Origin of the sequence: uncultured Lutibacter sp., from assembly GCF_947493565.1 — a bacterium.
Lineage (GTDB): Bacteria > Bacteroidota > Bacteroidia > Flavobacteriales > Flavobacteriaceae > Lutibacter > Lutibacter aestuarii.
Genome location: NZ_CANLRG010000002.1, coordinates 144575 through 164940 on the forward strand (window position 1 = coordinate 144575; position 20366 = coordinate 164940).

Below are 20366 nucleotides of genomic sequence, written 5' to 3' on the forward strand. Positions count from 1 at the left end.
AGGTTTGCAATATACAATTTATTAGAGCTAAATATAATTGACTATTGCAAAAATTAAAAGGTTTATATTAAATTTTAAAGTTAAATACTCATAATGATGTTATTTAAAGTTTTCACTTTAATTTTATGTAGTTTTGTGAAAATTTTGAAAGAATGAATTACTTATCAGTTGAAAATATATCAAAAGCATTTGGAGAGGTTGAGCTGTTTAGCAACATTTCTTTTGGAATTAATAAAGATCAAAAAATAGCTTTTATTGCTAAAAATGGTACTGGTAAAACTTCGATGTTAAATATTATTGCGGGTATCGACAATCCTGATACTGGACAAGTTATCTCTCGCAAAGGGTTAAATATTGAATATTTATCTCAAGAAGATTGTTTAAATGACCATCTTACAATTGAACAAACCATTTTTGATTCAGATAATGAAACTTTAAAAGTTATTGAAGAATATGAAAATGCTTTAAAAAATCCTTCTGACGAAAAAGCCTATCAACTTGCTTTTGAAAAAATGGAAACATTGAATGCTTGGGATTTTGAAACGCAATACAAGCAAATATTATTTAAATTAAAATTAGACGACTTAACTCAAAAAGTTGGTTCACTGTCTGGTGGACAGCGTAAAAGACTCTCTTTAGCTGTAATTTTAATTCATAAACCTGATTTATTGATTTTAGATGAGCCAACCAATCATTTAGACCTAGAAATGATTGAGTGGTTAGAAAGTTATTTTGAAAAAGAAAAAATCACTTTATTTATGGTTACACACGATCGCTTTTTTTTAGAACGTGTTTGCAATGAAATTGTAGAGTTAGATAATGGTAATTTTTATACCTATAAAGGAAATTATTCTTACTATTTAGAAAAAAAAGAAGAACGTGTTGAACAAGAACAAGCCAGTATAGAAAAAGCCAAAAACCTTTTCAATAAAGAATTGGAGTGGATGCGCAGACAGCCCAAAGCACGAACTACTAAATCCAAAAGTAGAATTGATGATTTTTATAAAATAAAAGAAGAAGCCCATAAACGAAGAAACGACCATACGGTTCAACTAGAAATTAATATGGAACGTATGGGGTCTAAAATTCTAGAATTACACAACATTTCAAAATCGTTTGATAATTTAAAAATATTAGACAAATTTGATTATGTTTTTAAAAGAGGAGAGCGCATAGGTATTATTGGTAAAAATGGTACTGGAAAATCGTCCTTTTTAAATATGATTACTCAAAAAATCCCTGTTGATTCTGGCAAAGTAGTTGTTGGAGAAACTATTAAATTTGGCTATTATACACAAAATGGAATCAATCCTAAACCCAACCAAAAAGTAATAGAAATTATTAAAGAATACGGCGAGTATATCCCGTTAACTAAAGGTCGTAAAATTTCAGCTGCGCAATTATTAGAACGCTTTTTATTTAATAGAAAACGACAATATGATTTTATTGAAAAATTAAGTGGTGGTGAACGTAAACGCTTGTATTTATGCACGGTATTAATTCAAAATCCAAACTTTCTAATTTTAGATGAACCTACTAATGATTTAGATATCATAACTTTAAATGTATTGGAAAACTTTTTATTAGATTTTCCTGGGTGTTTGTTGGTTGTTTCTCATGATCGCTATTTTATGGATAAAATTGTAGACCATTTATTTGTGTTTAGAGGAGAAGGTATTGTTGAAGATTTCCCTGGTAACTATTCCGATTTTAGAGTTTATGAAGACTCTAAACCTGCAGAAACAACATCCGTTGTAAAAAATACAGATACTCGAGAAAAAAACACTACCAAAGCTAAATTATCCTATAAAGAAAAAAAAGAATACGACGCTATTGAAGGTGAAATTGAAGCTTTAAACATCGAAAAAAAGAATATTGAAACTCAATTTTTAGACACTTCTTTATCAGGTGAAGAAATAAATGAATTATCGATTAAACTTCAAGAAATAGCTAAAAAAATTGAAGAAAAGGAAGATCGATGGTTTGAACTCACAAGCCTACTTGAAGATTAAACATATATTATATCCATTTCTTCCATAAGTGGCTCATTATTAAAACGAAGCAATAATTGTGCTACTGCTACCGCATCTTTCTCACAATATCTAACTATCCTGTCAATATTCCCTTCTTTGTAATACACTTCTCCAACTTCACTTCCACTAATATCATCTTTAGGAGAAGGAATCTTTAAAATTGAAGTCAATAATTTTAAAGAAGTATAATGTTTATAATCTCCAAATTTCCATAACTCCATAGTGTCTAAATGAGGAATTTCCCAAGGCTTTTTCCCAAATAAATTTAATTTTTCTGGCAACGCTATTTGATGAATAATCATTCTTCTTGCTATGTATGGAAAATCAAACTCTTTACCATTATGTCCACATAGCAAGTGTTGAGGCTTATTAAAATGATTTTCTAGCAGGTTCTTAAAATCATTTAAAATATTTACCTCATCTCCAAAAAAAGAGGTAACCCTAAAAGCTCTACTGTTACTGTTGAAATTAGAAAAAAAGCCAACTGAAATACATACAATTTTACCAAATTCAGCCCAAATTCCAGCTCTTTCATAAAATTCAGATGGGGTTATTTCGTCTTTGCGTTGGTATTGTGTTTTTAAATCAAATAGTTCTTGTTTTTCCTCAGATAAATCGGAATAATTTTCTACTTCAGGAACTGTTTCAATATCTAAAAACAAAATGTTTTCAAAATTTAATTTTAAGTTCATAGCTTCACATTTTTTACTAAAAATACTAAAATAACATCTAAAATTAACAACTTTTGTTCGTAAAATTAATATTATGTAATTTTAATGTTAGCTTAATGTTATAATTTTATTTAAATCTCTTCATTTATTTTGTACTCGCAATTTATATGTATTTTTGAACATTAATTAGTAATTGATTATAATGAAAAACGCTGATATTAAAATTTTGTTAGTTGATGATGAACCCGATATTTTAGAAATTGTTGGGTACAATTTAAAAAATGAAGGATATAAAATTTTTACTGCTAAAAATGGAATTGAAGCTATTAAAATAGCAAAAAAGGAAGTTCCTCATTTAATAATTTTAGATATCATGATGCCTGAAATGGATGGTATTGAAGCTTGTGAAAAAATTAGAGCAACAGAGGGTTTAGAAAATGTTTTAGTCACATTTTTTACCGCAAGAGGAGAAGATTACTCTCAAGTTGCTGGGTTTAATGTTGGTGCAGACGATTATATAACAAAGCCCATAAAACCAAAATTATTGGTTAGTAAAATTAAAGCTTTATTACGTAGAATTAATAATGTAGTAGAAGTTGAATCTAATGAACAAGTTACCATTGGAGATATTATTATAGATAGAGACGAGTATGTAATTATTAAAGATGGTGAAAAATTATCCTTGCCAAGAAAAGAATTTGAGTTATTTTCGTTATTAACTTCAAAACCAGGAAAAGTTTTTAAAAGAGATGATATTTTAGATAAAGTTTGGGGAAATGAAGTTGTTGTAGGGGGGCGTACTATTGATGTTCATATAAGAAAATTAAGAGAAAAAATAGGAGATAAAAATTTTAAAACCGTTAAAGGAGTAGGCTATAAATTTGTAATAGATGAAGATTAAAAAAACATATTCTTTTGCCTTTTGGTCATCTTTTTACATTACCCTTTTAACCGCTTTTGCTCTTTTTTTATCAGCTTATTTTTTATTAGATATTTGGCTTAGTTTTACATATTTATTACTTTACATAAGTATTGTATTTCTATTTACTTTTTTAATCATCCAATACCGTTTAGAAAAATTTATTTATCAACGTATAAAAAAAATATACGATAGCGTTTCAATTTTAGATAAATCCGATTTAAATAAAACATCTATAACTTCAGATATAGATACTTTATCTCGTGAAGTTCAAAAATTTGCAGAATCCAAACAGCAACAAATCAGAAATTTAAATTTAAGAGAAGGGTATCGAAGAGAGTTTTTAGGGAATATTTCACACGAATTAAAAACACCTTTATTTACCGTTCAAGGATATTTACTAACCTTAGTTGATGGTGCTTTTAAAGATGAAAAAATTAGTCTAAAATATCTAAATAGAGCAAATAAAGGCGTAGATAGACTGATCTCTATTGTTAAAGACCTAGATCTAATTTCAAAGCTAGAATCTGCCGATTTAAATTTAAACAAACAGCCATTTGATATGGTGAAACTTGTAAAAGATGTTTTTGAGCTTTTAGAAATGAAAGCTAAAAAAAGAAATATCTCATTATTGCTTGATAAACACTACGAGTTTCCAATGATGGTTATTGGTGATGTGGAACGCTACGAACAGGTACTTACAAATTTGATTGTAAACTCAATTAAATACGGAAAAATTAATGGAACTACTATTATAAGTATGGAACCCCACAAAGGCAAAAAAATACTTGTAAAAGTAAAAGATAATGGCGAAGGTATTAAAGAAGATCATTTATCAAGAATATTTGAACGCTTTTATAGAGTTGATCAGAGTAGATCTAGAGAACAAGGGGGTTCTGGATTAGGACTTTCTATTGTTAAACACATAATTGAAGCACATAACGAACAAATTTTCGTAAAAAGTAAAGCTTTTAGAGGTTCAGAGTTTTCATTTACTGCTGAAAAGTTGGAACAATTCTAAATGAATTGTAGTTTTTAAAGGCTGAAAACCATGAAGCTTTTTTACTTTTTTTAATTCATTTAAATTAAAGTCTTCCTGTTTAGAGTAAGGTGAAATTTTCTTAAAATCCATTAATTCAGCTAAATATTCTTGTTCCTTTTGTCCAGTAGTTGGTATAAAAAAAGTTTTTTTACCTAAAACTGCCATATCCATAATAGTTGAATAACCTGAACGAGCTATAACTAAATCACTTTCATTAATTGCTTTTTCTAACTCGTGAGATAATAAATGATTTTTAACCACAATATTGGATGAAGCAGTGATTTTTTTTTCAGAAAAAACACCTCTAATAAATAATACTTTTCCATTAAAATGTTTCAGTTCATTCAACAGCTTATTTTCTAACAAGGTTCTTTGAGGTTCTATCCCTGAAAGCACTACTAATATATTATATTTTAAAGGTAATTTTTGAAGTTTAAATCTACTTAAAACACCTATAAATTTTAATTGTTCCTTTGGAAGTTTTGTACTACTTAATTCTCCTGAAAAATTTGATTTTCCATAAATATCAGGCACCCAAATTTCGTTAAATTTTTCATATATTTTTTGATGAATTTTTGTAGTAAAAAAAGTAGTAAACCCTGAAAGAACTCTTAATTGATGTGTAATATAAACCGATGGAATTTTAGCATGATAAATCCCAAATCTATTGTCAGAAATAAGTCCATCAATCTGCTCTTTTTCTATAATTTTAGCAAGCGCCTTTTTTTCTTTGAATATTGTTAAAATAATAGCTGGAACTTGTAAAAATAAGCTACCTATTAAATAGTTTCCATTTTTAGGATAGCTGATATTGTACGATGGTAAATTGTAACTTTTAAGTAAAGGAAATTCATTTTGAAGTAGCATCAATGAATTTCCATCACTTGCAATAATAGGTTCAAAATTGGCTTCTTGTAGGGCTTTTATAATAGGAATACAACGCGTAGCGTGGCCAAGTCCCCAATTTAGTGGAGCGACAAGAATTTTTTTTTACAAGTCAAACCCAATATCTTTTCTAAAATTCATTTTATCAAAACATATTTTATCAATATTTTGATATGATTTTTTTAACGCTTCTTTAAAATCATTTCCATAAGAAGTAATAGCAATTACTCTACCTCCGTTGGTAATTACCGCTTCATTTTTAGTTGTAGTTCCTGCATGAAAGGCAATAGAATTTTCTATGGTTTCTAAACCAAAAATTTGTTTCTCTTTTTCATAAGTCTCAGGATATCCACCAGAAACTAACATTACCGTACAAGCACTTTCTTCCTTAAATTCAATTTTTTTGGTATGTAACTCATTATTCCCAGCAGCAATTAACAGCTCTAAAAAATCACTTTTAACCCGTGGAATTACCACCTCGGTTTCTGGATCACCCATTCTACAATTGTACTCAATTACTTTTGGCTCATTTCCAACTTTTATAATTCCAAAGAAAATAAATCCTTTATAAGGTATCTTATCCTTTTGTAAACCTTCAATTGTTGGTTTTATAACTTTGTTTTCAATTTTACCCATAAACTCTTCGTTGGCAAATGGCACTGGAGAAACTGCACCCATTCCACCTGTATTTAAACCAACATCCCCTTCACCAATACGTTTGTAATCCTTGGCGTTTGGCAAGTTCACATAACTTTTTCCATCTGTTAATACGAAACAGCTTAGTTCAATTCCGTCCAAAAATTCTTCAATAACAACTTTATTGCTTGCTGCACCAAATTTTTGATGGGTTAGCATTTCTTTCAATTCATTTTTGGCTTCTTCTAAATCATTTAAAATTAGCACTCCTTTTCCAGCTGCTAATCCATCAGCTTTTAACACATACGGAGCATTTAATGTTTCTAAAAACTGATACCCTTCTTCTAAATTTTGTTGTGTAAAACTTTTATATGCTGCTGTTGGAATGTTATGACGGAACATGAATTCTTTTGCAAACTCTTTACTTCCCTCTAATTGGGCGGCGTATTTTTGAGGCCCAATTATTGCTACATCTTTAAGTTGATTATCATTTAAAAAGAAATCATGAATTCCTTTTACTAAAGGGTCTTCAGGACCAACCACAACCAATTGAATAGCGTTTTCTAAAACTTCCTTTTTAACAGCTTCAAAATCTGTAGGGCTTATAGCTATGTTTGTACCTACCTGTTGTGTTCCAGCATTACCAGGAGCTATAAATAAATTACTTAATATATTGCTCTGTGCAATTTTCCAAGCCAATGCGTGTTCTCTTCCTCCTGATCCTAAAATTAATACATTCATAAATAAAGTTCCTTATTCTTAAATTTTTAAAAAGTTGATTTTGTTTTTTATTTTGTTAAAAAATTTGTTCTAATATTTTTTGAGTAATTACGTAAGTTGGTAAAACCCCTGTAGTGCCTAAACCTCCTGAAGCTAGTGTACTACCTGTTTCTAAAGGATTATCTGAAGCATAGTACGCATAACGTACTTTAACTTTACTGGAGATATTTCCTCTAATTTTTGAAGCGGCCTGTATTGCTTTTTGATAATGTGCTCCTTCCATTTCAAGGCCTGTTACTTTCCAAGTAGATTCGAAAAAGAATTTTAAAATATCTTTGTTTTGAAGAGAAGTTCCTAAAACCGTAACCATAGCTCCTGTATACACATCAACTCCACAACCCTCAAACTGCTTCTTTTTTAATTGATTTTTAAATGGATAATTATCTGCTGTTCCTTCAAAAATATGTGATGAAGGAATCATTATATCACCTTTTCCACCTTCTAAAATACCCGCTTTCCCCATAATTGAAACCGACTCAACATTTAAATGCTGCTTTTTTCCTTTTTTACACTCGTATGGTTTAAGCAGTTCATCCATGGTTTCATATGCTTGCTCTCCAAACGCGTAATCCATTACAATAATTACAGGCTTTTCTTCATGTTCTAAACAATTTTTGTACACATATTGTGTTTTTGAAATATCAATTTTTTCAGTATCAATTATTTGAACATTGATATTGGTACCTGAAGTATCTTTAACATAAGTTAATCCATTTTTTGAAGCATACTCAATAACTTGATTTCTTAAATCTTCATTTTCACCATCACTTAATAACTCAAATAATGAAATAAGATTATTGTCTTTAACTTGCTTTGGCAAAACTATTGGAGCATAAATTGAATTCATTACACTATGCATATTAGCACTTATAATATGAATTGGGCGTTTTAAAAGATTGTGGTCATTTAATACTTTTTTAATATTGTTTGCCCAAATTTCACCATAAATATGATGCCCTATTCGTTCACGTAAAACTGGACTAAAAGAAATGGCTCTTTTTAAATTGTGTATTCGTTCATTTATTGCTAAACACCCTAACCAATATATAATTTGAAAAAACCTGTCAGCATTATTTTTTTGAGCTAAAATTTTATGAACATTTTGAACTTCTTCAAAAGTTCGTCCTAAAATACTTGCTAAATGAGCCAGCATAATATCTTGCTCATCTTTGGTTAATTTTTTATTATGTAGTACAACTTCCTGAAGTTTGTTCCATTCTCTTATGGTATTTCCATCATCATTAATAAGTACTTTTGATGCTATTTTATGCGATTCTACAAATAAAAATGTTAAATGTGTTAAAATATCATAGATTTCTGATCTTCCTCTAGTAACCTCAATATTCATTTGATCTTTATCTATTCTAAAACAATTTCTTCGTCTTTTAGGAGGAATTATAGGTTCAAAATGAGAATTTGAATATCCTTCATCGGCAGTTAAATTAATAAATTGACATTCTTCAATTCCAATTGGAAGGCGTTCAATTACATAAATTAACCCATTTAATTCTACTTTTTCTTCTGCAATAGACCCATAAATTTCTGGGCGTAACAATAATAAAGATTCACGCAAAGCATCACCCGAAATACCCATTGGTTTATAAAAACCACGGGTAAATAAATGACGCATAGTAATGTACAAACGCTCTATGGCATTTGATGATTCTTGTGCTCTAGTTCTTCCTTTAATTTCTGCTTGTAACATATATTGTTTTTGGATTGCAAAGATACAACATCTCTGATTATTTATTATTTATATTAAAAACAATGATTTTCAATTAATTAAGTATTGAATTGTATTGCTGATCATTAGTTAAAATTGAAACTGCTTTTAAAATTGTTTTATCAAAAACTACTTTTTGTTGATAAACGCCTTTTATATAATAATAACGTTTTACCAATTCTTCAGTTAATTTATAGCGTATTTCTTCTTTGTTTTTATCTAATTCAATTATTTTTTCTTCTTGTATTTTAGTTAACAAAGCTTGGTAAGTTTTAGTTAAATTAGCATCCAAATTTTCTTCTTTTGCTTTTTCTAAAGCTTTTTTTAATTGAATTTCAGTAGCCGTTTCAAAATCTTGGTGATGTGTGCTTAAATAATCTTTAAAAGCTTTATAATCTGATTCTTTCAACTGAAATTCAGCCGCATTTAAAATGGTTGGATGTTTATAAAAATATTGAGTTGCATAATTAAAAAATGCATCGGAATTAAATAGAATTTCTGTGATTTCTGTAGTTGTAGGTTTTTCTATTTTTACATCAGGTAAAATTCCACCTCCTCCATAAACAGTTCTTCTTTTTTCAGTTTTATAAGCTTCTCTTCCAGCATCTGAAAATTTCGGAATAGTACCATCTTCTTTTCTATTGGTATAATCCAACTCCTGTATACACCTACCACTTGGTGTATAATATTTTGAAATGGTAATTTTCATTTGTGTACCATACGATAATTCTCTATAACGTTGCACCAAACCTTTTCCAAAAGAACGTTCACCTATTACAACCGCTCTATCATAATCTTGTAAAGAACCAGCCAAAATTTCTGACGCTGACGCTGACCGATTATTTACTAAAATTGAAATTGGAATTTCTAAATCTATAGGTTCTTGCCTAGTTTTAAAAGTTTCACTCCACTTTTCTATTTTTGCTTTGGTGGTAACTACAATTTTATCTTTTGGAATGAAAAAATTAGCAATTTCAACAGCTTCATTAAGCAGTCCTCCAGGGTTATTTCTAACATCAATTATTAGTTTTTTCATTCCTTGATCTTTTAAATCTTCAAATGCATTTTTTACTTCTTCTGAAGCCTTTTCGTTAAAGGTTATAAATGAAATATAACCAACTTCAGAAGTTAACATGGTATAATAGGGAACTGGATTTACTTCTATCTTTTTTCTGGTCACTTCAATTTCTGAAATTTTATTTTGACGTTCTATTTGAAGCTTCACCTTAGTGTTTGGAAGTCCATTTAATAATTCTGAAGCTCCTTTTTCGTCAAAATCTTTAATTTCTAAATTTTCAATTTTAAGAATTTGATCTCCTGGTTTTAATCCAGCCTTTTCGGCAGGGGAATTTTTTAATACTTCTCTAATAGTAAGAGTTTTGTTTTTAAATTTAGAAGTCGCTCCAATACCTCCATATTCACCTGTTGCAGCAATTCTTGCAGCTTCAACACCTTGTTCATCATAATAACGGGTATATGGATCCAAATTTTCGAGCATATGATTTACCGCATTATTAGTAAGTTTTGCAGGATTTACTTCATCAATATAATACATATTTAATTCCTTAAATAAGGTAGTATAAATATCTATTTGTTTGGCAACCTCAAAAAAATCAGACTGAAAACCAGCAGAAATTGCTATGGTTAGGGTTAAAAAAATTTCTATCACCCATTTTTTAAACTTGTTCATCTTCTTTAATTTTAGTTAAAAATTTAGCACAAACTTTTTTTAAAGCAGCTTCTAAATCTTCGTATTTTAATTCTTCTTTAGCCATATAAATAAACATAAAAATATATGGTTCTTTTAAATTAGCAGAAAAAAGATACTTGTTTTTTCTGTAAACTTCACGCATTAATCTTTTTATTCTATTTCTATTTACTGCTAATTTTATTAACCTTTTTGGAACTGAAAACCCAACTTTAATCGGAAACTCACCTGAATGATTTAATGAAAGATATTTGATTTGTATAGGATAAGACTTTACTCGTTGTCCTTCTTCAAAAAGTTGTTCAATTAACTTTCTGCTTTTTAATTTTTCTTCTTTTCCTAAAGTATATTTCATACTATTTTTTTGAATGTTGAGCCTCCAAATAAATTTAGAGTTTAAATTTTCAAGATATATGTCTTAAAAAATTTCTGTTTTTACACACATAATTAAGTATCACAAATGTAAACAATAAAAGATTTTAATTGCTAAATTTGTGATTGAACAAAAAAACAAACAATGTCACAAGATTTATTTCAAGCACCAGATTATTATCAATTAGATGAATTATTATCTGAAGAACATATTTTAGTTAGAGATGCTGCAAGAGAATGGGTAAAAAGAGAGGTTTCTCCAATTATTGAAGATGCTGCTCAACAAGCTAAGTTTCCAACATCAATAATTTCAGGATTGGCTGAAATAGGTGCTTTTGGACCTTATATACCTGAGGAGTATGGTGGTGCTGGATTAGATCAAATTTCTTACGGATTAATTATGCAAGAAATTGAAAGAGGTGATAGTGGGGTACGTTCCACAGCATCTGTACAATCTTCTTTAGTAATGTATCCTATTTGGAAATATGGAAATGAAGAACAAAAACAAAAATATTTACCAAAACTAGCTAGTGGAGAATATTTAGGTTGCTTTGGTTTAACAGAACCTGATCATGGATCTAATCCTGGTGGCATGGTTACCAATATTAAAGATATGGGAGACCATTATTTATTAAATGGTGCTAAAATGTGGATTTCAAATGCTCCTTTTGCAGATATTGCTGTAGTGTGGGCTAAAAACGAAGAAGGCCGTATAAAAGGGCTTATTGTTGAACGTGGAATGGAAGGGTTTACAACTCCTGAAACACATAATAAATGGAGTTTAAGGGCTTCCGCTACTGGAGAGTTGATTTTTGATAATGTAAAAATTCCAAAAGAAAATATTTTACCTAATAAAGATGGTTTAGGAGCTCCTTTAGGATGTTTAGATTCTGCTCGCTATGGAATTGCTTGGGGAGCAATTGGTGCTGCTATGGACTGCTATGATACTGCTTTACGTTATGCTAAAGAACGTATTCAATTCGATAAACCTATTGCTGCCACCCAATTACAACAAAAGAAATTAGCCGAAATGATTACTGAAATTACCAAAGCCCAATTATTAACTTGGCGACTTGGTACACTTAGAAATGATGGCAAAGCAACTTCTGCTCAAATTTCAATGGCCAAACGAAATAATGTGGAAATGGCTTTAACTATTGCAAGAGAAGCTAGACAAGTTTTAGGTGCTATGGGAATTACTGGAGAATACTCTATTATGCGTCATATGATGAATTTAGAAAGCGTTATTACTTATGAAGGAACGCATGACATCCACTTACTTATAACTGGATTGGACATTACAGGCTTACCTGCATTTAAATAAAATTTATAAAGAAATTCAATTCTCCATAAAAAAGACTTCCTATAGGAAGTCTTTTTTATTTATATATATTCTAAAAATTATTGTATAACAATCTTTTTAACAATGTTTCCATTTGAGGTATATACCTTTACAATATAGGCTCCTGAGCTTACATTTACAGGAAATGAGTTATTTCTTCCATTAAAATTCTTATTCCAAGTATTCACTATTTGCCCTAAATAGTTATATAATGAAACTCTTTGAATTTCAGTATCTAAAATTTTATTGATTTGTAATTCACTAGTAGAATTATTCATAAAAACAAGAACTCCTTCATTTACACTAATTTCTTGAATGGTTTTTAATCTTGGTTGAAACGCCACTACAAATCTATCTTTATAAACTCCTTCCGCCAATTCAATTTCAAAATTATTTTGAGTAATATTAAAGGTTTCTCCTGAATTTAAATCCTTTATATACACCTTAAAATCATCAGGGGTATTCTCTAAAGCGTCTACACCTATTTTTACCATTCCTCCGTTAGATTTAATTCCTAATGGTATTTCTGTTTCTGCGCTAATGGTATTGATTCCTTGAATCACAAACTTCTTATTATTTATTAACCAATACATATCATCATTAAACTCTTCATAAATTGGTGCGTCGTACCCCCAATCAACTTCATTTGTAGTATTTTCATCAATAGTTAACAATAACTGCCTGTGTTGAATTTTAGTAGCTTCAAATCCTAATCTTATTTTTAATCGCTTATCTAAGTTCTCTTCTTTATTTACTTTTGAAGAAATTCCCCCTTTCATAAATATTGAATTTTTAGGATTTTCTTCTGTTACAAAGGCTCTTTGACTATTTTTAAATACAATGTTTCCGCCATCTGAATCTCCTTGTACAAAGAAACCTTGACCTACAGCAATAAATTGTTGTGGCTCTTTAGAACCATTAGGTACACTTTGATTGTTTATAGGATGGGCTGTAGCTTTAACTCCTCCAAGTTTAGTCAAAGTAGCAAAACCGGCTTGATAATCTTTTAAATTATGACTATCTCCTCCATAATGCTCCCAAAAATATAAAGTTCCATTATTCCCTAGTGATGCTGTATTATCGTCAATAAACTTATATGCATCAATTGCGGAAGGATAAGGATTACCAATCAAATAATCGTTAGTTCCACTTACATGTAAACTAATGTCTCCATTATTTGGTTTTCCAACAAATACATAATTTTGTTCAGTTAATACTCCAGGGTTGGCAGTTCCTTTCATTAAAAATCCTTCTCCGGCTTTTAGTTGCCCACTACTTCCAATTTGTTCCCAGCTACTATAACTATCATGAGTTTTATTTTTATAAGCATAAATCCAATAGTTAGCTATTTGAATAGGCGTAGTTGTATTATCTCCATTATAACCTCCAACAAAATCTATATCTATAGGGTTCATCTCATCTGTACCATCTTTTAAAACACTTGCAACAGCATATTTTTTTGGGGGAACATTAGAGATTACGGGAGAAGACCAATCATTGTACCTAAACTTATTACCTACTCCTTGTTGATCGCGTTCCAAATATCCTGTACTATTAATTAAATCAAAATCACTATTGGTGGTTTGTATTAATTGAGATTCTCCATCTAAATCTATGACTCCATTTATTAACAAATAATGTGAAATTTCTAACTTATTTGCTGTGTTTATTGATAATTCATCTTCAGAATTTATCAATCCTAATAATTTAATTGATCTATTTCCTGAATTTATATGATCTCTAGTTTCTACAATATTCCAATCAATTTTTGTTTCTCCATCTAAACCAATTACATTAGGAATCATTAAATTACTTCCATTTTCCCAACTACTAGTATCGTCCCAATTTAAAGGTGTTGAAGCATTCGCATTTACGGAAACATATGGTAACGGAGCCGATTGATTTTTAACTACATGTTTATTTTTTGAAAGGTATTTAATTCTTATAAAATTGTCATTATTTGAAACATCCTCTACCACTGTTCCATAAAATGAATTCATATTAAAATACGCTTGTAAACTAGCCCAACTTTTAGATTTAATATCATTTTTAGAGATACTTTGAGGAAATACTTTTCCATTTACTTTAGAAGAGAATTCTTCAATTTCCTGATTCATTATATAACGAATTTCTTCTACTGTAAGAGATTCGCTCCATATTCTAACTTCATCTATAGAGCCCTTAAATGAATCAATGTTATTTTTGTCTGTATATAAAGCTCCAATAGAATATTTATTGTTTGTGACCAAAGGATTAGGTAAGCCTGAAACGCTTTTATCTAAAATACCATCAATATATAAATTAGCAATACCTCCATTAAAAGTTAGTACTATATAATGCCATAAGTTATCAATTGCATTTATTGAAGTAATTTGTGTACTTCCATTCCAATCAATTTCAATAAAATTATTTGCATTTACTTTAAAATTATAGCCATTCGCCCCTTTAGATATAAAACTTCCTGCCGCCCCATTACTTTTTATCCAAGCAGAAACTGTAAAATTACCCCCTAATTCTAGAGATTCGTCTCCTAATAAAAATTCATGTGTTGAAAAATCTATTTGACTTTTTTGTTCAACTTTTGTGGCTTTACCAAAAGTGAAATATTTTGTCGAGTCAAAATCGTACCAAGTTTCAAAATTTAACCCTTTTAATTCTAATGGTATTACATCAACAATATCATTTGCATTAAAGGTGTTATTGTCTGAAACTATTAACACGTATTTTTCATTAGAATTTAGACTAACATTATTTGTAAGAATAGATGAAGGTATGGAAACTTTAACTTCGGGAACATCATTTTGACTTTCAGTAATTTTCCATTTTCTAGCTATTGGAATAAAAGTAGTAGCTGTTCCACTTAAATTAATTGTTCTAGATGATTGAGATGCTGTAGTAAATCCTCCATTATTATTTCCCCAAACCAAATAGTCTCTATCGGTATTAAAGCTTCCCAAATTTAAATTATTTGTTGTTGCAACTTCTCCTAAACCAATAGCTACAATGCCATTATTGTTTATACTTTTTGATTGTTTTTGATTTAAACTAGAAACATCATCTCTACCAATACCTGCAATATCATAATTAAATCCAGTATTAACAGATTGATCCCAAATTACTGTACCATTAGAATCGACATAATCTTGACTTACACCATTATCACCTAAAGTAATTCCATATTTAATAGCTAAATAGGATTGTATTCGGTTGCGTTCTTGAATCAAATTAGTATCATTTTTACGAACTGAGTATGTTATAATTTCAGCTATTCTACCATTTAAACTAGCTGTACTTCCCTCACTTCTTCCAATCCAATATTTTCCATTTGAAATATTTCCAAAACTTACAATATCAGAAGTCGTGTTTGCAATATTTTCAGCATTGTAAAACAATTCCTGATTATTTGTTGAAGTATTGTTTCTTGTATTAATTATTCCTGCGTTAGTATAGTTGGCCGTTCCTGTTTGCGCTACTCCAAAACCATCGTTAAATCCACTTGAAATTCCATATGCATATGATATTACTTCATTATTAAATCTTTGCGAGTATGCACCAAAACCTATCCCTGAAGCATCATTTTCCGTATTTCCAGTATCAGAATCTGAACAAAAGATATCCATGACTCCAAAAGTTGAATTAACCATAGCATCGGGTATAACCACAACAAATATTTCATTGGAGTAGTATCCTAAAGCTCCTTCTAAATATTGCTGAGGAAGTTTTGTGTAATCAAAACTATTAGATGAAGAAGTTGAATTATTATCAAAGTCAATTACAGGGTTAAAATTTACATTATAGGTTGCATCATCTCTAAAAGTTGGTTCTTGGCCTGGTGTGTTAACTGTAGCATCTGATCCTCTTGCATTATCTCCCCAAAGTGTCACTCCATTACTAGAGTTAGTACTTACATTTTCATTAGCTTTTAACCATAATTTTAAATCTGTTACCACTCCTCCAGGGCCTATAGTTAGAGGTGCAACACTAGTTCCTCTAACAGTAAAAGTATAAGGGTTTTCATCGGCATCATCATTTGAAATTGAAACCTCTGCCGAAAAGGTTCCCAAGGAAGTAGGGGAAAATGTTATAGTAAATGTAGTAAATTTTGCTTCATTAATCTTTTTTGTAGAAGCTAAACTAGAGCTAGAAAAATATCCACTTGTATTAGCTATTAATACTGGATTGGATACATTTAATTTTGAGTTATTTGTTCCAATATTATAAATTCTAAAAGTGACCGTTACTGAAGTTCCAACATCTATACTACCAAAATCAGTATTATTGGTTAACAGCGGTGAATTTGTAGAGTTATCTTCAATTTGGTTATCAAAATTATCTGTTACATCAATTTCAGGTTCTTTATTTGAAGACATTCCTTGAATATCAAATGAATAGCTTGAATACTTCCCATTATTATAAGTTATAGTAATGGTTGCTTTTTTAATACCAGAAGAACTCGGTGTAAATTTTATTTTAATGTTTTGCTTACCTCCTGATTTAATATTTCCAGAGGCATTTTGAATTATAGAAAAATCTGATGAGCCAGTTATAGTTACATTTATCTTTTTAAGGTTTTTATTCCCTTTTTTAGAAGCAATATTTTTAAGTTCAAAGCTATAAATTTTACTTCCATTAACTTCTCCAAAATCTGTATAATTAGTAAGTTTTGGATTTATACTTCCTCTATTGATAATTTGTCCATTACCTTTTACCTGAAGAATACCTTGTGAAAAACCATAAAAACTGAAAAGAAATATAATATTAAAAAAAAATATTTTTTTAAAATCTGGGGTATTAAAACACATAAAAACTATAATATTGAGCCTAACAAAAATAAGTGATAGAAATAGCTTTTACGTAGCTGATAATTTGAAATAAACAAACTACAAGGTATTTACAATAAAAAGTATTTTGTAATAAATAAATTGCAGCAATAAAATATTTAAAAACCCTTAAATTTAAAGATATTTAAGATTATTTAGTATTAAATATACTAATTTATGCGTATTCACTAACTAATTAACAAGTAAAAACAAAATTTTAATTAAATATTAATTAAAGCAGAAATTGATAAATTACGTCCTGGAGCACTAATAGAAGAAGCAAATTCTTTATAATGAACATCAAAAATATTATCAATATTTAGAAATAAAGTAATACTATTATTCGCTTTAAAATTTGATTTAAAATTAAACGTATTCCAACTTGGATTTCCATAATAAACATCCTCCTCTTCATTATAAGGTGTTTGTTCTACATTGTCTATACCCTCAATTAAATTATAATCATTAATTTTTTTCTTTGAATTAAATTTCCAGTTTAAACTTGCCTGAAATCGTTCTTTTTCATACCCTATTTCTATCATCCCAAATAAAGGTGGAATTGATGATAAAGGTTCTTTAGTATCATAAGCTTCTCCCTTTGTATACGTTAATGAACCTTTTGTTTTCCAAAATTCATTTAAACCTCCTTTAAAACTAAAAGTACTTCCAACAATATATGCATTGTCTTTGTTTACGTTTGCAATGATTATTCCTTCTTCTCCATCATACATAATAGTTCCTAAATTGTTTACTTCAAAATAATCTCGAGTTATGTAATTATTTAATAGCGTGTAATAAATATTTAAACCAGCTTCAAATCTTTTATTATTAAAATATTTTAATACACTACTTTCAAAATTATAGGCATATTCTGGCTTTAAATTTATATTTGGAACTGTTACTTTTCCTGATTTTTCTCTAATTTTTCCAACATCATCAATATTCGGTGATCTAAATCCAGATGAAATTACACTATTTAATTGCCAATTTGCATTAGGTTTAAAAATATAACCCAAAGTTGCAGTTACTGCAGAATTATTTGAAGATATGTCAAAATCTGGCAACGTAATAAACGTATCATCTATCCATTTTGCCTTTAAATGGGTATTTACCAATCTTAACCCCGTATTTAAAGTTGCTTTTTTACTAATATTTTGACGGTAATTTGCATAAGCTGCAATACTTGTGTAAGAGCTTCCTCCATCTGGATAACGAGATTGAACTACAAAATCATCTGTAAAACCTACTATTGTATTGTTATAAACATCAAGTGTTTTTCCATAAGATTTTGAATTAACATCATTATATGAACCTTCAAATCCATATGATAAAATTCTATCATCTCCTTTGGTCAACGGCACAAAAAAATCACCATTCAAACTAAAAACATCTACATCTTCATTTCTATAAGAGCGTTCTAAACTTGAAAATTTTCGTTGCACTCTAGACTCTTTAATGTTTTGGAATGCAGCTGTTAAAGTTCCTTTTTCAAGCCAACTTTTATTCGGACTTATTTTTAATTGCGTAGCAGCTAGTAACCTTTTTTGAGGACCATAGTACCACTCCGAAAATTTCAGTTCACCATCAGAATATTCCGTAAGCCTATCAAACCTATCAATATTAGAAGATTCTGAATATTGAAGATTAATTGTTAAATCTGTTTTATTAGAAAGTGGAATTGCTATTTTTTGTAAAATATCGGTTTGATTATAGCCTGTATTTTTTTGAACATTATGATCTCTGTTTACTATAGGGTTTAAATTATAGTACTTATTTGTGTTATTCGAATATTCATAAACCTTTCCCCAATCATCAAAACCATGGGTTCTGTTTTTCCCCATTTTTAAATCGCCAAATTTACTATAGGTTATGCTAGTATAAGAAGCCCATTTTTTATTACTAAACTCCATATTTCCTTCGGTAGTAAATTCATTATTAACGGTACTGAAACGAGAATAAATAGAAGAATTAATTTCTTTATCAGTACTTACTTTTGGTGTTTTAGTATAGTAATGAATTACTCCTCCTAAAGCATCTGACCCATAAACAACAGATGATGGTCCAAATATAACTTCTGTTCTATCAATAATATTAGGCGACACTGTAATAGAGTTTTGTAAATGTCCCATTCTGTAAATAGCATTGTTCATTCTTACTCCATCAATTACCAATAAAACTCTATTAGCTTCCATACCTCTTAACACGGGACTTCCACCTCCAAATTGTGATTTTTGAACCTTAATCCCTGGTAAATTAGCTAATAAATCTGCAGAAGTTTGAGGCGCCATTTTTTTGATGTCTTCTTTTGATGTAATTTCTATTTGTTCGGCTATTCTACTTCTTTTTTCTTCTCCTCTAGAGGCTGACAAAACAATTTCATCTAATTGTTCAGATTTTTTACTTAAATACACTACAAACTCTAAAACACCCAATTCTTTTTTCAATATCTCATATTCTATATACGACAAATGATTAAAAAACAACACATCAAAGTTTCCAAATACAGATAAATCTGCAATTCCATTTTTATTAGTATATACTACCGTATCATTAATATCATTATAAATAGTTACATTTTCTATTGGAAAATTGGAACCTCTTTCTAATACTTTTACTTGTTGTGCTTCTATTTTTGTTACTATAAAAATGAAAAAAATAATTTTTAAATATTTCATAATTAACTAAATACCGATTTTAAAACATTTATAGATTTTGGTTTCTTAAAACCACTAATATGTAATTCAAAATATTGAATTAAAATGGAGAGTACCTCTTGTCTGTTAGAAGCGCTAAAATCCACTTGGTGTAACACATCAAAATTTATGCCTAACAGCTTTTTAAATTGAAGTAATTTTGAGCCCGTTACCGTATGCTGTTTTGAATAGCTAGTAAAGTTTCCTTCTAACAAATTAAAATAACTGCTATTAGCATTTTCAAGCTCTGGATAAAAACCTAAAAACTTAGTTAAGTTTAGCAAAAAAAGTAAATGAAAATTTGAAATATTTGCATGTGTATCAAGCCATAAAAATGAAGTCTCTAAATAAGTATACAACGTACTATTTTTATCTTCCTCTTTTATTGAACTAAACAATATTTCAGCTAAAAAAAGTGATATTGTTTGTTTTTTTATAGAAGTATGTATTGATTCATAAAAATGTGAAACTTCTACATCTCTTAAAGAATTTAATACCCCTCTATTATTATGATTTGCTGTTAAATTTAACTGAGTTAAAGGTTGAAAATAGGCTGGCTTAATTTTGGCCTTTTTAGACTTTAATACACCTTTTAACATATATGATTTTAAACCATAATCCTCTGTATAACAAGTTGTAATTAAACTGGTATCTCCATACTTTATAGTATTAATTACAATTGCTTTTGTACTTTGAATCATTATGTTAAATTGGAATGATAATTTTGTAATTGTAAACTTAT

The 20366-nt window shown here is 29.2% G+C and carries 13 protein-coding genes; 4 read left to right on the forward strand and 9 right to left on the reverse strand.

Annotation, left to right across the window (positions count from 1 at the left end; genetic code table 11):
* Nucleotides 1-152: 152 nt before the first annotated feature.
* Nucleotides 153-2012 (forward strand): ABC-F family ATP-binding cassette domain-containing protein, encoded by a 1860-nt coding sequence (locus tag Q0714_RS02490; RefSeq protein ID WP_298262727.1) that lies wholly within the window; start codon nt 153-155, stop codon nt 2010-2012.
* On the opposite strand, the gene Q0714_RS02495 is transcribed toward Q0714_RS02490, so the two are convergent.
* Nucleotides 2009-2725 (reverse strand): 3'-5' exonuclease, encoded by a 717-nt coding sequence (locus tag Q0714_RS02495; RefSeq protein ID WP_298262728.1) that lies wholly within the window; start codon nt 2723-2725, stop codon nt 2009-2011. The genes Q0714_RS02490 and Q0714_RS02495 overlap by 4 nt on opposite strands.
* Before the next feature lie 181 nt (nt 2726-2906).
* Here Q0714_RS02495 and Q0714_RS02500 point away from each other — a divergent pair, with 181 nt between their 5' ends.
* Together Q0714_RS02500 and Q0714_RS02505 are read left to right on the forward strand one after the other, a co-directional pair.
* Complete coding sequence (locus tag Q0714_RS02500) at nt 2907-3605, forward strand: response regulator transcription factor (RefSeq protein WP_298262729.1); 699 nt, start codon at nt 2907-2909, stop codon at nt 3603-3605.
* Nucleotides 3595-4644: an ATP-binding protein gene (locus Q0714_RS02505; protein WP_298262730.1), complete on the forward strand. Its 1050-nt coding sequence runs from the start codon at nt 3595-3597 to the stop codon at nt 4642-4644. The genes Q0714_RS02500 and Q0714_RS02505 overlap by 11 nt, the downstream gene beginning before the upstream one ends.
* Here the strand turns inward: Q0714_RS02505 and Q0714_RS02510 are convergent.
* From Q0714_RS02510 to rnpA, 5 genes are all read right to left on the reverse strand, one after another.
* Nucleotides 4612-5532, reverse strand: a complete 921-nt coding sequence (locus tag Q0714_RS02510; RefSeq protein WP_298262731.1) for a glycosyltransferase — start codon at nt 5530-5532, stop codon at nt 4612-4614. The two genes, Q0714_RS02505 and Q0714_RS02510, sit on opposite strands and share 33 nt — an antisense overlap.
* 123 nt (nt 5533-5655) lie before the next feature.
* Nucleotides 5656-6927: a phosphoribosylamine--glycine ligase gene (purD, locus tag Q0714_RS02515; protein WP_298262732.1), complete on the reverse strand. Its 1272-nt coding sequence runs from the start codon at nt 6925-6927 to the stop codon at nt 5656-5658.
* Nucleotides 6928-6982: 55 nt separating this feature from the next.
* On the reverse strand, nt 6983-8671 hold the full coding sequence (locus Q0714_RS02520) for a hypothetical protein (protein ID WP_298262733.1): 1689 nt from the start codon (nt 8669-8671) through the stop codon (nt 6983-6985).
* A 73-nt stretch (nt 8672-8744) separates the two neighbouring features.
* The gene (locus Q0714_RS02525; protein ID WP_298262734.1) at nt 8745-10379 is read right to left on the reverse strand and encodes a S41 family peptidase; all 1635 of its coding nucleotides are present in this window, start codon (nt 10377-10379) and stop codon (nt 8745-8747) included.
* Nucleotides 10366-10752, reverse strand: coding sequence for a ribonuclease P protein component (gene rnpA / locus Q0714_RS02530; RefSeq protein ID WP_298262735.1), 387 nt, complete (start codon nt 10750-10752; stop codon nt 10366-10368). Before rnpA ends, Q0714_RS02525 begins: the two co-directional genes overlap by 14 nt.
* Nucleotides 10753-10914: 162 nt before the next feature.
* Between rnpA and Q0714_RS02535 the strand changes: the two genes are divergently transcribed.
* Complete coding sequence (locus Q0714_RS02535) at nt 10915-12093, forward strand: acyl-CoA dehydrogenase family protein (protein ID WP_298262736.1); 1179 nt, start codon at nt 10915-10917, stop codon at nt 12091-12093.
* A gap of 77 nt (nt 12094-12170) precedes the next feature.
* On the opposite strand, the gene Q0714_RS02540 is transcribed toward Q0714_RS02535, so the two are convergent.
* From Q0714_RS02540 to recO, 3 genes are all read right to left on the reverse strand, one after another.
* On the reverse strand, nt 12171-16913 hold the full coding sequence (locus Q0714_RS02540; protein ID WP_298262737.1) for a LamG-like jellyroll fold domain-containing protein: 4743 nt from the start codon (nt 16911-16913) through the stop codon (nt 12171-12173).
* A 239-nt stretch (nt 16914-17152) separates the two neighbouring features.
* A complete protein-coding gene (locus Q0714_RS02545) occupies nt 17153-19606 on the reverse strand; it encodes a TonB-dependent siderophore receptor (RefSeq protein WP_298262738.1) in 2454 nt (817 codons plus the stop codon).
* A gap of 2 nt (nt 19607-19608) precedes the next feature.
* On the reverse strand, nt 19609-20325 hold the full coding sequence (gene recO, locus Q0714_RS02550) for a DNA repair protein RecO (protein ID WP_298262739.1): 717 nt from the start codon (nt 20323-20325) through the stop codon (nt 19609-19611).
* Between the last annotated feature and the right edge of the window lie 41 nt (nt 20326-20366).

Coding starts and splice junctions, on each gene's coding strand:
- Q0714_RS02490 (WP_298262727.1), top strand. CDS start 153: ATGAATTACTTATCAGTTGAAAATATATCAAAAGCATTTGGAGAGGTT.
- Q0714_RS02520 (WP_298262733.1), bottom strand. CDS start 8,671: ATGTTACAAGCAGAAATTAAAGGAAGAACTAGAGCACAAGAATCATCA.
- Q0714_RS02525 (WP_298262734.1), bottom strand. CDS start 10,379: ATGAACAAGTTTAAAAAATGGGTGATAGAAATTTTTTTAACCCTAACC.
- recO (WP_298262739.1), bottom strand. CDS start 20,325: ATGATTCAAAGTACAAAAGCAATTGTAATTAATACTATAAAGTATGGA.
- Q0714_RS02545 (WP_298262738.1), bottom strand. CDS start 19,606: ATGAAATATTTAAAAATTATTTTTTTCATTTTTATAGTAACAAAAATA.
- Q0714_RS02495 (WP_298262728.1), bottom strand. CDS start 2,725: ATGAACTTAAAATTAAATTTTGAAAACATTTTGTTTTTAGATATTGAA.
- Q0714_RS02500 (WP_298262729.1), top strand. CDS start 2,907: ATGAAAAACGCTGATATTAAAATTTTGTTAGTTGATGATGAACCCGAT.
- purD (WP_298262732.1), bottom strand. CDS start 6,927: ATGAATGTATTAATTTTAGGATCAGGAGGAAGAGAACACGCATTGGCT.
- Q0714_RS02505 (WP_298262730.1), top strand. CDS start 3,595: ATGAAGATTAAAAAAACATATTCTTTTGCCTTTTGGTCATCTTTTTAC.
- Q0714_RS02540 (WP_298262737.1), bottom strand. CDS start 16,913: ATGTGTTTTAATACCCCAGATTTTAAAAAAATATTTTTTTTTAATATT.
- Q0714_RS02510 (WP_298262731.1), bottom strand. CDS start 5,532: ATGCTACTTCAAAATGAATTTCCTTTACTTAAAAGTTACAATTTACCA.
- rnpA (WP_298262735.1), bottom strand. CDS start 10,752: ATGAAATATACTTTAGGAAAAGAAGAAAAATTAAAAAGCAGAAAGTTA.
- Q0714_RS02535 (WP_298262736.1), top strand. CDS start 10,915: ATGTCACAAGATTTATTTCAAGCACCAGATTATTATCAATTAGATGAA.